General features: G+C 71.1%; 13 protein-coding genes. 4 read left to right on the top strand and 9 right to left on the bottom strand.

The window, feature by feature from the left end; all coding sequences use genetic code 11:
* Window positions 1–81: 81 nt before the first annotated feature.
* From QL987_RS00805 to folE, 5 genes are all read right to left on the bottom strand, one after another.
* Window positions 82–630 carry a type 1 glutamine amidotransferase domain-containing protein gene (locus QL987_RS00805; RefSeq protein WP_111073995.1) on the bottom strand — a complete coding sequence of 183 codons (549 nt, stop codon included), beginning with the start codon at window positions 628–630 and terminating at the stop codon, window positions 82–84.
* Between the two features lie 89 nt (window positions 631–719).
* Entirely contained in the window at window positions 720–1,376 is a 657-nt protein-coding gene (locus QL987_RS00800) for an HAD-IA family hydrolase (protein WP_290155796.1), read from the bottom strand.
* A 57-nt stretch (window positions 1,377–1,433) separates the two neighbouring features.
* A complete protein-coding gene (locus QL987_RS00795) occupies window positions 1,434–2,180 on the bottom strand; it encodes a pyrimidine reductase family protein (protein ID WP_290155795.1) in 747 nt (248 codons plus the stop codon).
* Window positions 2,177–3,118, bottom strand: coding sequence for a dihydropteroate synthase (folP, locus tag QL987_RS00790; RefSeq protein ID WP_290155794.1), 942 nt, complete (start codon window positions 3,116–3,118; stop codon window positions 2,177–2,179). Before folP ends, QL987_RS00795 begins: the two co-directional genes overlap by 4 nt.
* The gene (gene folE / locus QL987_RS00785; protein WP_290155835.1) at window positions 3,118–3,735 is read right to left on the bottom strand and encodes a GTP cyclohydrolase I FolE; all 618 of its coding nucleotides are present in this window, start codon (window positions 3,733–3,735) and stop codon (window positions 3,118–3,120) included. Before folE ends, folP begins: the two co-directional genes overlap by 1 nt.
* 154 nt (window positions 3,736–3,889) lie before the next feature.
* Here folE and QL987_RS00780 point away from each other — a divergent pair, with 154 nt between their 5' ends.
* Complete coding sequence (locus tag QL987_RS00780) at window positions 3,890–5,359, top strand: NCS2 family permease (RefSeq protein WP_290155793.1); 1,470 nt, start codon at window positions 3,890–3,892, stop codon at window positions 5,357–5,359.
* 103 nt (window positions 5,360–5,462) lie between these two features.
* Here the strand turns inward: QL987_RS00780 and QL987_RS00775 are convergent, their stop codons facing one another.
* The gene (locus QL987_RS00775; protein WP_111074001.1) at window positions 5,463–5,918 is read right to left on the bottom strand and encodes a hypothetical protein; all 456 of its coding nucleotides are present in this window, start codon (window positions 5,916–5,918) and stop codon (window positions 5,463–5,465) included.
* A 134-nt stretch (window positions 5,919–6,052) separates the two neighbouring features.
* Here QL987_RS00775 and QL987_RS00770 point away from each other — a divergent pair, with 134 nt between their 5' ends.
* Together QL987_RS00770 and QL987_RS00765 are read left to right on the top strand one after the other, a co-directional pair.
* Complete coding sequence (locus tag QL987_RS00770) at window positions 6,053–6,316, top strand: hypothetical protein (RefSeq protein ID WP_111074002.1); 264 nt, start codon at window positions 6,053–6,055, stop codon at window positions 6,314–6,316.
* 92 nt (window positions 6,317–6,408) lie between these two features.
* Entirely contained in the window at window positions 6,409–6,930 is a 522-nt protein-coding gene (locus QL987_RS00765) for a DUF1697 domain-containing protein (protein ID WP_290155792.1), read from the top strand.
* Between the two features lie 15 nt (window positions 6,931–6,945).
* On the opposite strand, the gene QL987_RS00760 is transcribed toward QL987_RS00765, so the two are convergent.
* The 3 genes from QL987_RS00760 to QL987_RS00750 all read right to left on the bottom strand — a co-directional run bounded on the left by QL987_RS00760 (window position 6,946) and on the right by QL987_RS00750 (window position 11,153).
* The gene (locus QL987_RS00760; RefSeq protein ID WP_111074003.1) at window positions 6,946–7,713 is read right to left on the bottom strand and encodes an SDR family NAD(P)-dependent oxidoreductase; all 768 of its coding nucleotides are present in this window, start codon (window positions 7,711–7,713) and stop codon (window positions 6,946–6,948) included.
* Window positions 7,714–7,878: 165 nt separating this feature from the next.
* On the bottom strand, window positions 7,879–10,386 hold the full coding sequence (locus QL987_RS00755) for a glycosyl hydrolase family 65 protein (protein ID WP_253465352.1): 2,508 nt from the start codon (window positions 10,384–10,386) through the stop codon (window positions 7,879–7,881).
* Window positions 10,383–11,153, bottom strand: a complete 771-nt coding sequence (locus tag QL987_RS00750; protein WP_221848975.1) for a beta-phosphoglucomutase family hydrolase — start codon at window positions 11,151–11,153, stop codon at window positions 10,383–10,385. The genes QL987_RS00755 and QL987_RS00750 overlap by 4 nt, the downstream gene beginning before the upstream one ends.
* A 159-nt stretch (window positions 11,154–11,312) precedes the next feature.
* Here QL987_RS00750 and QL987_RS00745 point away from each other — a divergent pair, with 159 nt between their 5' ends.
* Window positions 11,313–12,665: an APC family permease gene (locus QL987_RS00745; protein WP_290155788.1), complete on the top strand. Its 1,353-nt coding sequence runs from the start codon at window positions 11,313–11,315 to the stop codon at window positions 12,663–12,665.
* The last annotated feature ends 34 nt before the right edge of the window (window positions 12,666–12,699 follow it).

Here is a 12,699-nt window from a genome sequence, read left to right as displayed (position 1 = left end):
GGTCCGCGGAACGCAACGTGGGCGGCTCCGCGCAACGGAGTACCGCTGCGCGTTGCCGCCCACGTTGCGTGTTGCGAGGGGTCAGGCGAGGGCGGCCTGGATCGCGTCGACGAACGCCGGCAGGTCGCCGGGGTTCCGCGACGTGATGATCGTGCTGCCGGTCTCGTCGACCTGGACCTCCTGGTCGACCCACTCGGCACCGGCGTTGCGGACGTCCGTCTGCAGCGAGGGGAACGAGGTGATCGTGCGACCCGGCAGGACACCGGCCTCGACGAGGGTCCACGGGCCGTGGCAGATCGCCGCGACCGGCTTGCCGGCCTCGACGAACGCCTTCACGAGGTCGATCGCGGTGGCCTCCTGGCGGATGGTGTCGGCGTTGATCGTGCCGCCGGGGACCACGAGGGCGTCGAAGTCGCCGGCCGAGACACCGTCGAGGGTGGTGTCGACGTCGACGTCCTTGCCCGGGTCCTTGTCGCCGACCAGGGTCTGGATCGAGCCCGACTCCTTCGCGGCGACCGTCACGGTGGCGCCGCGCTCACGGAGCTGGTCGGTGGGGACGACGATCTCGTCCTGCTCCACGCCGTAGTTCGTCGCGATGACGAGGATCTTCTTGCCGTCGAGGGCTGCCATGGTCACTCCTTCCGCAGGCCGGGGTCTCCGGCTGCGCACACCACGGTCGTCGGACGCCGCTGGGTGTGTTCGCAGAGCGCAGGAGACGCTCAGCCCCGGATGCGGAACCCGTCGCCCTCGGCCGTCACGGTGACCCCGTCGTACCCCGTGATGCGCACCAGGTCCGCCGGCAGGTCGGCGGAGGCGAGCGTCCCGACGGCGACGGTCGTCGCACCGGAGGCGAGCGCAGCCTCCAGTCCGGCGGGGGCGTCCTCGAAGGCCAGGCAGTCCTCGGCAGCGACCCCGAGCAGGGCGGCACCCCGCAGGTAGCCGTCCGGGTGGGGCTTGCCGTGCTCGACGTCGTCGGCGGCGACCACGGCGTCCGGGACGGGCACGTCGGCGGCGCGCATCCGGTTCACGGCGAGGTCCCGCGGGGCGCTGGTGACGAGCGCGACCGGCACACCTGCGGCCAGGAGCCGACGGACGAACGCACCGGCGCCGGGGACCTCGATGATGCCGTCGGTGTTCTCGACCTCGTCGTTGACGAGCTCGAGCGCGACCCGGCGCTGCTCGTCGGGAGCCAGGTCGGGCAGGAAGTGGCGGATCGTGTCGATCGTCTGTCGGCCGTGCGAGAAGCCGAGGATCGTCTGCGGGTCGAGGTCTTGCTCGGCGCCGAACCGGCTCCACGCACCCTCGACGATGGCGGTCGAGTCGACGAGCGTCCCGTCCATGTCGAACAGGACCCCGGACACCACGACGTCGATCACGCGCCCGACCCTACCCGGCAGGCGTGACGTGCAGCGGGACGAGCAGGGGGCTCCTCGTCAGCGCGCCCGCACGTACCGCGTCAACAGCACGTCCCCGGCCCCGTGCAGCACGTGCGCGAGCCGCATCGGCCGGAGTTCTGGCGACGACCCGTGCACGATGCGGCCGCCGTCGCCGCCCTCGAGCGACGGGTCGATCGACAGGCACAGCTCGTCGACCAGGTCGGCCGCCACCAGGGCACCGAGGAAGGACGGCCCGCCCTCGCAGTGGATCGTGCGGAGGCCCCGGTCGACCAGGGCGGCCCGGACCTGTGCCGGGTCGACGGAGTCCTCGCCGCAGGACACCACGTCGGCGACGGCCTCGAGCGCGTGCCGCCGCTCGAGGTCCGCGGACGCCGAGGTGAGGACGACCGGTCGGACCGGCGCCTCGGTGAACACCCGCGAGGCCGGGTCGAGGCCGAGCGACCCCGTCACGATCGCGAACACCGGGTGGTCGGGCAGTCCGTGCTCTCGACGCCAGGCGACGTCGGCGTCGTGCAGCACCATCGGCCCGTACCCCTCGTCGCGGACGGTGCCCGCGGCGACCAGGACGACGTCGGCGACGCGGCGCAGCAGGTCGAACACGCGCAGGTCGTCGTCACCGCCGAGGGAGCCGGACTTGCCGGCCGCGGTGGCGGAGCCGTCGAGGGAGCTGACGAAGTTCACGCGGAGCCAGCCGCCGTCAGCGGTGCCCTCGGCACCGTCGGTGTAGGCGGCGAGCAGCTCGTCGTCGGACAGGTCGGCGATCGGGTCGGGCAGGTGCGTCACGTGTTGTGCCTCGCTTCCAGGGGGGCGCGCCAGCCGAGGACGGTCTCGACCATGCGCATCGCGTCGACGGACTCGACGACGTCGTGCATCCGGACGATGCGGGCACCGAGCATGGCGCTGACCGTCGCGGCCGCCAACGACCCGGACAGCCGTTCACCGCGGGGTCGGCCGAGGCTCTCCCCCACGAAGTCCTTGTTCGACACCGCGGCGAGGACCGGGTAGCCGAGCGCGACGACCTCCGGCAGACGCCGGGTCAGCTCGAGCGTGTGCACGGTCGTCTTGTTGAGGTCGTGACCGGGGTCGATGATGATCCGGTCCTCGGGGATGCCCGCCTCGAGCGCCCGGTCGACGCGCAGCCGCAGGAAGGCCGCGACCTCGCCCGCCACGTCGGCGTACTGCGGCTTCGGGTACTGCTGGCGCGGTGCCGCGAGCGAGTGCGTGATGACGATCGTCGCATCCGAGTCCGCCACGACGGCGGCCATCCGCGGGTCGGCGAGGCCGGTGGTGTCGTTGACGACGCTGGCACCGGCGGCGATCGCGGCGGCCGCGACCTCGGGCCGGAAGGTGTCGACGCTGATCGTCACGTCGGACTGCTGCGCGACCTGCTCGACGACGGGCAGGACGCGCTCGATCTCGTCGGCGGCGGACAGCTCCGGCCCGGGGGCGAACTTCACGCCGCCGATGTCGACCCAGTCGGCGCCCTGTTCGGCGGCGGTGACGGCGGCCTCGACCGCGCGGTCGAGCGCGAAGGTCCGGCCCTTGTCGTGGAACGAGTCCGGCGTGCGGTTCACGATCGCCATCACGGCGATGCGGTGGTCGAAGTCGAAGGTGCGGCGGCCGATGGTGCGGACGGGTTCGCGCAGGTCCGGCACCACCCACCCGGGTCCGGACGACGCGGCCGCACCGGACGGGAGGCCCGTGCCGAGTCCGACGCGCATCAGGCGTCCGCCCCGGTGCCGGTGCTGCTGCCGGTGCCGCTGCTGGCTCCGGCTCCGCTGCCGATCAGCGCGATCGCCTCGGCCCGGCCCGCCGCGTCGGCGAGGATCCCGCTCGCCGCGACGGTGACGGTCGTGGAGCTCGTCTGCCGCTCCCCCCGGGTCGTCACGCACTGGTGCTGGGCGTCGAGGACGACCAGGACGCCGCGCGCCTCGAGGCCGTCCTGCACCGCCTGGACGACCTGCTCGCCGAGACGCTCCTGCAGCTGCGGGCGGGAGGCCAGTGCCTCCACCACCCGCGCCAGCGTCCCGAGGCCGATGAGCCGCTCGCCCGGCGCGTACGCCAGGTGCGCGGTGCCGAGGAACGGCAGCAGGTGGTGCTCGCACACCGACCGGAACAGGATGTCGCGGACGATCACCAGGTCACCGCGCTCACCGTCGCCGGCGGGCACCGTGCCGTCGCGGGCGATCTGCGTCGCGTCCTGGTCGAGCCCGCGGAAGAACTCCGTGTAGGCGTCGGCGACCCGCTGCGGGGTCCGCTCCAGTCCGGGTCGGTCGGGGTCTTCGCCGATGCCCGCCAGCAGCTCTCGCACGGCGGCCTCGACACGGGCACGGTCCATGCGCTGCGTCACCCGGTCATCCAACACCGCCCGGCGGGGGTGCGACTGGACACGGAACGCGGTGACGTACCCCGATCACGGGGAACGGGCCTCCCGGATGGCTACCCTGCGGCCGCGACGTGCCGGCGGTCCCAGGTTCCTTTAAACTCCCCCGGTGAGCGCCCCGCAGACATCCAGCCCGCCCCGGAACAGCGTCGCATCCGGCCTCGACCGCTTCTTCTCGGTCACGAAGCGCGGATCGACCATCCCCCGAGAGATCCGTGGTGGTCTCGTCTCCTTCGTGACGATGGCCTACATCGTCATCCTCAACCCGCTCATCCTCGGCGGGTTCAGTGCCGACCAGGCCGCCAAGGACGTCAGCGGCGGATGGCTCGAGAACGCTCAGGTGGCCGCGGCCACCGGCCTGGTCGCCGGTCTCATGACCATCGCGATGGGCGTGGTCGCGAACCTGCCGTTCGGCATCGCGGCGGGCCTGGGGATCAACTCGTTCCTCGCCGTCAGCGTCGTCCACCAGGTGACGTGGGCCGAGGCGATGGGTCTCGTCGTCATCAACGGCGTGATCATCGTGATCCTGGCGTTGACGGGCATCCGGACGATGATCTTCACCGCCGTGCCCGCGCAGCTCAAGGCGGCGATCACGGTCGGCATCGGCCTGTTCATCGCGTTCATCGGCCTGGTCGACTCCGGCTTCGTGCGCTCCTCGGGGCTCGCCTCGCCGCCGCTGCAGCTCGGTGAGGACGGCTCGGTCGGGGCCCTGCCGACGATCGTGTTCCTCATCGGCCTGGTGATCATCGGCACGCTGATGGCCCGTAAGGTCAAGGGCGCGCTGCTCATCGGCATCATCGCGACGACGATCATCGCGATCATCCTGCAGGCGGTGTTCCACGTGCCGACCTCGGTCGACTCGAAGACCGGCTGGAACCTCAACGCCCCGGGCCTGCCGAGCGCCCTGTTCGCCCTGCCCGACCTGTCGCTCGTCGGCCAGTTCGACTTCGGCGCGTTCGCCCGGATCGGCCCGCTCGCCGCGTCGATGCTCGTCTTCACGCTGGTCTTCACGAACTTCTTCGACGCCATGGGCACGATGACCGGACTCGCGAAGGCCGCCGGGGTCGCGGAGAAGGACGGCACGTTCCCCCGTCTCCGCGCCGCGCTCGTGGTCGAGGGTGCCGGCGCGATCGCCGGTGGCGGCGCCTCGGTGTCGTCGAACACGGTGTTCATCGACTCCGCCGCCGGCATCGGCGAGGGTGCCCGGACCGGCATGGCCTCGGTCGTGACGGGCCTGCTGTTCCTGGCGTCGATGTTCCTGACGCCGCTGACGCAGGTGGTCCCGCTCGAGGTCGCCGCCGCCGGACTCGTCGTGGTCGGCGCGCTCATGGTCGCGCAGGTCGCGGACATCGACTGGTCGGACTTCGGCTCGGCGCTGCCGGCGTTCCTGACCATCGTGGTGATGCCGCTGACGTACTCGATCGCGAACGGCATCGGCGCGGGCTTCATCAGCTGGGTGCTCATCAAGGCGCTGTCCGGCAAGGGCCGACAGGTCTCGTGGCTGCTGTACGTCGTCGCCGCGGGCTTCCTGCTGTACTTCGCCCGCGGCCCACTGGAGACGGCGCTCGGCGTCGGCTGACCCGACCCGCTGAACGCAACGTGGGCGGTTGCTCGCAACGACATCTCGTGGCGAGCAACCGCCCACGTTGCGTTCCGAGGAGGGGACGGACGGGAGGCGCGGGTCAGTCCGGCAGGTCGGTGGGCGTCGCCTCGTGGTGGCGGTGGGCCGGCGTGCGCCGGTCCTCCTTCATGCCCGCCTCGAACAGGTGGCGCTTGCCGCCGACGAGCTGCTCGCGCGCGGTCCGCTCGAGTTCCTTCGCGGTCGCGTAGTAGCCGTCGTCGTAGTCCTCGACGATCTGGAACGTCCACCGACCGGCGATCACGTTCCGGCCGACGAGCTCGGTGTCGATGCGCTCCGCCAGCTCAGTGTGTCCGGCCTTCCGCAGCTGCTCCACCGCCTCGCCGATGTTCAGGTCGGCGGTGCCGGTCAGACGGTGGAACCCGTACAGCAGACCGCGGGCGTGCTCGATGACCTCGAGCGCTGCGGACAGGCTGCCGAGGGCTTCGACCGTGGCCTCGGAGACCCCGTCCGGGACCTGGTGTGCGGCGTCGGGACCCTGGCTGTCGTCGTTCGTCATGATGCTCGTCTACACGACTGCTCCTCGGTCGGTTGTCGGCATCCGCACAGGGCGAACGCGGCGCGCCGGAGCGGTTGCGGGTGTCGGATGGCCGACCTAGCATTCGAACACACGTTCGAACGAGGAGGCTCCTGATGATGATCGTCGACACCGCGGTCACCGTGTGGTGGACCGGTGGCACACCCGTCCGACTGGTCTGGCTGGGCCGGCGCTGGCGCGTCACCGACGTCCCGACCCGACTGACCACGACCCCGACCGACCTGCCCACCGCGATCACCCACGCACCGGAACGCACCGCCGGGTGGCGTTTCCAGGCGACCGCCGAGGACGGCGAGACCCTGGTGGTCGACATCGTCCCGGACGGCAGCGGGTGGACCGTCGCCCGAACGTGGACGTGAGCACCGTGAACGTGAGCGCCGTCGACGTGAGCGCTGTGGACGGCACCGGGGTGGGTGTGGACCCCGACCCGACGCCGCGCTACGGTCACCGCATGACGACCTGGGTCGCCCTGCTGCGCGGGGTCAACGTGAACGGCATCACGATCCGGAGTGCCGACCTGGCCGAGCTGTTCCGTTCCCTGGGCCACACCGACGTCCGGACGGTCCTGGCCTCGGGCAACGTCGTGTTCACCGCGGCGGACCCCGTCGAGCCCGCGGCGCTGCGGTCGTCCGTGGAGCAGGCTCTCCGGGAGCGCTTCGGGTACGACGCCTGGATCGTGCTCGTGCGCCACGATGCCCTGGCCGACCTCGTCGCGGGGTTCCCCTTCGCGTCGACGGCCGTCCGGCACGACTACGTCGTGTTCACCTCCGAACCCACAGCGCTCGACGACCTGCTCGCCGGACTCGACCTCGATCCGTCGGTCGAGCAGGTCGCCCGCGGCGACGGCGTCGTCTACTGGTCGTGCCCGAAGGGGTCGAGCACGTCGACCGTCTTCGCGAAGCGTGCCGGTGCCGCCCGGTTCAAGCGGACCACGACGGCACGCAACACGAACACGCTCCGCAAGCTGCTCTGACCGGAGACGCCCGGATCAGGCCTGCGCCGGCTGCCCGTTGCTCGCCATCGTGCCGCCGTCGACGGGCAGGATCGCGCCCGTGATGAACGACGCCTCGTCGCTCGCCAGGAACAGCACCGCCGCCGCGACCTCCTCGGACCGGCCGCCGCGGCCGAGGGCGATCCGCTCCGAGAACTCCCGCTTCAGCTCCTCGTCCTCCGCCTGCGACTGCGTCAGGTCCGTCCAGATCAGGCCCGGGGCGACGGCGTTCACGCGGACGCCGAACCCGCCGTTGTCGAGCGCCGCCGCCTTCGTGAAGTTCGAGACGCCGCCCTTCGCCGCGTTGTAGGGGCTCATCCGCCAGTCCGCGGCCTCGCCGGACACCGACGAGGTGTTCACGATCGAGCCCTTCGTCTCGCGGAGGAACGGCAGCGCCACCCGGGTGCCGTAGAACACGCTCGACAGGTCCGTCTCGACGACACGGTGCCACTCGGCGGGCGAGATGTCCGTGATGTCGCCCGAAGTGAACGTCCCGGCGTTGTTGACGAGCACGTCGAGCCGGTCCCACCGGTCGATCGCCGCGTCGACGATCGTCTGCCACGCGTCCGGGTCGGCGACGTCGGCCTGCAGCCACAGTGCCTGTTCCGTCGGCAGGGAGTCGGCGACGTCGCGCACCTTGTCCGCGACGCTGTCGACCAGGACGACCCCGGCGCCCTCCGCGACGAACGCGCGTGCGGTGGCCTCACCGATGCCGGACCCCGCGCCGGTGACGATCGCGACCTTGCCCTCGAACCGCTTGCCCATGGTGTGTTCCTCTCGCGTCGGTGGTCCCCTCGTCAGGGACACCGTCGGCCCGGAGGACACGGGAGATCACGGTGCCCGCCCCGCCCTGGACGGGAGTCCAGGCGGAGGCGGGCATCGGTGGCGGACGGAGGGCGGGCCTCCCGGCCGGATCAGGCGATCAGGCGATCAGGCGGTGGTGTCCTCGTTCTCCATGTCGCGTTCCAGCGAGATCGTCGGGATGGAGGCGGTGATCACCGAACCGTCGGCGCGGAGCGTCCCCTGGATGTCACTGGTGGTCGGCGCGTGGCCGGCCATCCGCGGACCCTGGTGCGGCAGCGGGACGACGGTCGGGTCGCCCGGGCGGACCTCGATCTGCTGGTTGTGGACCCACGCGTCGAAGCCGTCACCGGTCTCGACCGTGAAGGTCAGCGCCTTCTGCTCGAGATCGACGCGCACGCGCGAGCCGTGGACGGTCATCCGGTACGTCAGACGGTCCCAGTCGACCGGCAGCCGCGGGTTGAACGACAGTCGTCCACCGTGGTCGCGCATGCCGCCGAAGCCGTTGACGAGTGCACCCCAGATGCCGCCGGTCGACGCGATGTGCACGCCGTCGGTGGTGTTGCCGTGCAGGTCGGCGAGGTCGACGTAGAGCGCGGTCTGGAAGTACTGGCCCGCGAGCTCGTGGTACCCGACCTCGGCCGCCATGATCGACTGCACGACCGCCGACAGCGTCGAGTCGCCCGTGGTCAGGGCGTCGTAGTAGTCGAAGTCACGACGCTTCTCGGCCGGCGTGAACTCGTGGCCCTGCAGGAACAGGGCGAGCACGACGTCGGCCTGCTTGAGCACCTGGAACCGGTAGATGACCAGCGGGTGGTAGTGCAGCAGCAGCGGCCGCTTGGACTCGGGCGTGCGCTCGAGGTCCCACAGCTCCTTGTCGAGGAACTGGGCGTCCTGCGGGTGGATGCCGCGGTGCGGGTCGAACGGGATCTCCATCGACTCGGCCGCGCGCTCCCAGCTCTCGACCTCGGACTGGTCGAGGCCGGTCCGACGGATCATCCGCGCGTACTCGTCCGGGTCGTCCACGGCGAGGTGCCGGCAGGCGTTGACGGCGGACCAGAGGTTCGCCCGGGCCATCACGTTCGTGTACATGTTGTCGTCGACGACGGTCGTGTACTCGTCCGGGCCGGTGACGCCGTCGATGTGGAACTTCTGGTCGCCGTTCGAACGCCAGAACCCCAGGTCCTCCCACAGGCGGGCGGTCTCGACCAGGATGTCGATTGCGCCGCGCTTGAGGAAGTCGGTGTCGCCGGAGGCCCGCACGTACTGCATCAGGGCATGGGCGATGTCGGCGTCGATGTGGTACTGCGCGGTGCCGGCGGCGTAGTACGCGCTGGACTCTTCACCGTTGATCGTGCGCCACGGGAAGAGGGCACCGCGTTGGTTCAGCTCGCGGGCACGGGACCGGGCGGCGTCGAGCATGTTGTAGCGGAACCGGAGGGCGTTCCGGGCGACGATCGGTGCCGTGTACGACAGGAACGGCAGGACGTAGATCTCCATGTCCCAGAAGTAGTGGCCGCCGTAGCCGGAGCCGGTGACGCCCTTCGCCGCGATGCCGTGGCCATCGGTGCGGGCAGTCGCCTGCGCCAGCTGGAACAGGTTCCAGCGGACGGCCTGCTGCACCTCGGGCTGGCCGGCGACCTCGACGTCGCTGCGGGCCCAGTAGTCGTCGAGCCACTTGCGCTGCTCACCGAAGACCTGCTCCACGCTCTCGTACTTCGCGCGGTCCAGGGTGCGGTCGCAGCGGTCGGCGAGCTCGCGCGCCGGGACCCCGCGGGACGTGTGGTAGACGACGCTCTTGACCAGGCGGATCGGCTGCCCGGCCTTCGCCTGCACCCGGTAGACGTGCTTCGCCAGGTCGTCCTCGATGCTCGAGGTCTCGTCCCAGCTGTTCTCGGTCTCGAGCCGGTGCTCGACGCCGACGCAGATCGTCATGCCCGAGCTGGTCGCCTGGTAGCCGAGCAGGGACCGCGAGCCCGCGTTCCGCTTGAGCCGCGGCTGCAGCACCCGGTCGGTGAAGGACTCGGCCTTGCGCGGGTCGAACGCCGCCGCGGCCGCCTTCATGCCGGCGTGGTACTCGTCGGCGACGTCCTGGCGGTTGAGCACCTGGCTCGACAGCAGCACCGAGGCGTCGTGGTCGAGCATGGTGACCTCGTAGTCGATGACGGCGAGGTGCCGCTCGACGAAGGACACCAGGCGCCGGGAGCGGATGAGCACTCGCTTGCCGGACGGCGTCGACCACTCGGTCTCACGCAGCAGGTACCCGCCGCGGAAGTCGAGCCGGCGGCTGTGGCGGAGGATGTCGGCCTCGGACAGGACGAGCGGCTCGTCGTCGACGTACAGCCGGATGACCTTGGCGTCGGGGACGTTGATGATCGTCTGCCCGGTCTTCGCGAAGCCGAACGCGGTCTCGGCGTGCCGGATCGGCCAGGTCTCGTGGAAGCCGTTGATGTACGTGCCGTACTGCACGCCGCCGCGGCCCTCGTCGAAGTTGCCGCGGAGACCGAGGTACCCGTTGCCGACGGCGAAGTTCGTCTCGTCGACGCCCTGCTCGTCCGCGTACTCGGTCTCGATCAGCGCCCACTCGTCGACCGGGTACCGGACGCGGTCGAGGGGATCGGAGGTGATGGGGTTCATGCGGTCTTCCCGGAGTCGGCAGCAGACAGGTCGGGCAGGAGGTCGGCGAGGTCCGTCACGACGAGGTCCGCACCGTGCTCGCGGAGGGCGTCAGCACCGGCGCCGCGGTCGACCCCGATGACGAGCCCGAACGCGCCGTTGCGGCCGGCTTCGACCCCGCTGGTGGCGTCCTCGACCACGACGCACTCGGCGGCGGTCAGGCCGAACCGCGTCGCGGCGTCCAGGTAGGTGTCCGGCGCGGGCTTGCCGGCCAGGCCGTCGGCGCGGGCCACGGCACCGTCGACGATGACGTCGAAGCGGTCGATGATGCCCGCGGTCCGGAGCACCTGCTTCGCGTTCGCGGAGCTGGAGACCACGGCGACCTCGTACCCGGCGTCGATCGCCGCGGTGAGGAACCGCAGCGACCCCGGGTACGGCGAGACACCGTGCTCCTGCAGCTCGGCGGTGAACTCGGCGTTCTTCCGGTTGCCGAGCCCGCACACGGTGTCGAGCGTGGGGTCGTCGTCCGGGGTGCCCTCGGGGACGTCGATGCCGCGGGCCTGCAGCAGCGACCTGACCCCGTCGTACCGGGGCTTGCCGTCGACGTACGCGAAGTAGTCCTGCTCGGTGTACGGCGCGACCCCGTGGTGCTCGAGGTAGGGCGTGAAGAGGCGACTCCAGGCACGCATGTGCACCTCGGCCGTGGGCGTCAGGACGCCGTCCAGGTCGAAGAGGAGGGCTCGCTGGTCAGCGAGCGGTGCAGGGGTTCGCCGATCCGACGACGTCATGGGCAGACCTTCCAGGGGAGCGGTGTCGAACACGTTTGCTGCGGGGTCAACTCTAGGACCGCTCCGCCGCCACGTGTTCCACGCTGGGGAGTGTGCCGCCCCGTCCGGGGAGCGCGGATCTGGACCGCCGTCCAGACGGTTCCCGGGACGCTCGCGGGCATGACCTCTGACACCGCAGCGCCGCCGCGGGACGGGACCGGATCGAAGCTGAAGCAGGCGATCACCGGCCCTCTGCTGTTCCTGTTCATCCTCGGCGACGTGCTCGGGGCGGGCATCTACGCCCTGATGGGCACCCTGTCGAAGGACGTCGGCGGGGCACTCTGGGCACCGCTCCTGCTCGCCCTGCTGCTGGCCCTGCTCACCGCCGGTTCCTACGCCGAACTCGTCACGAAGTACCCGAAGGCCGGTGGCGCCGCGGTGTTCGCCGAGCGTGCGTACAAGGTGCCGCTGGTGTCGTTCCTGGTCGGGTTCTCGATGCTCGCCGCCGGGGTCACGAGTGCCGCGGGGCTGTCGCTCGCCTTCGCCGGGGACTACCTCGGCACGTTCATCGACGTCCCGCCGGTGCCGGCCGCGATCGTGTTCCTGGCCCTCGTCGCCTGCCTCAACGCCCGCGGCATATCGGACTCGCTGCGGAGCAACGTCGTCATGACGATCATCGAGCTGTCCGGCCTGGTCATCGTGATCGTCACGGTCGCGGTGATGATGGGTGGCGGCGGCGGTGACGTCTCGCGCGTCGGGGCGTTCCCGGCCGAGGCGAACCCGGCCCTCACGACCCTCAGCGCGGCCATCGTCGCCTACTACTCGTTCGTCGGCTTCGAGACGTCCGCCAACGTCGCCGAGGAGGTCCGGGAACCCCGCAAGGTCTACCCGCGCGCCCTGTTCGGCTCCCTCGCCACCGCCGGCGTCGTCTACGTGATCGTCGCACTCGCGAGCTCGATCGCCCTGCCCGCGTCCGAGCTGTCCGACTCGAGCGGCCCGCTGCTCGCGGTCGTCGCCGCGACCGGCGTGCCGATCCCGGACTGGGTGTTCAGCATCATCGCCCTGGTCGCGGTGGCGAACGGCGCGCTGCTCACCATGATCATGGCGAGCCGTGTCACCTACGGCATGGCCGAGCAGCGCCTGCTGCCGCGGCTGCTCGGCAAGGTCCTGCCGAACCGGAAGACCCCGTGGACGGCGATCGTCGCGACGACCGTGGTCGCGATGCTGCTCACGCTGGTCGGGGACGTCGGCACGCTCGCAGAGACCTTCGTGCTGCTGCTGCTCTTCGTGTTCATCAGCACGAACGTCGCGGTCCTGGTGCTGCGGAAGGACCGGGTGGAGCACGAGCACTTCCGGGTGTGGACGTTCGTGCCCGTGCTCGGGGTCGCGTCCTGCATCCTGCTGCTCACCCAGCAGAGCGGGCAGGTCTGGCTGTACGCGGCGGTCCTGCTCGCGGTCGGCGCGGTCCTGTACTTCGTCGCCCGTGCGACGCGGGGTCGCGACCGCACCGACTCGGGGACGTCGGCCTCCTGACGGGGGTGGGGCGGGCCTCCCGGCCGGACTGGAG

It is taken from the genome of Curtobacterium sp. APC 4022 (assembly GCF_030407555.1).
Lineage (GTDB): Bacteria > Actinomycetota > Actinomycetes > Actinomycetales > Microbacteriaceae > Curtobacterium.
The sequence above is the reverse complement of the archived record's forward strand: the minus strand, read 5'-3'. Positions and strand labels throughout refer to the sequence as shown.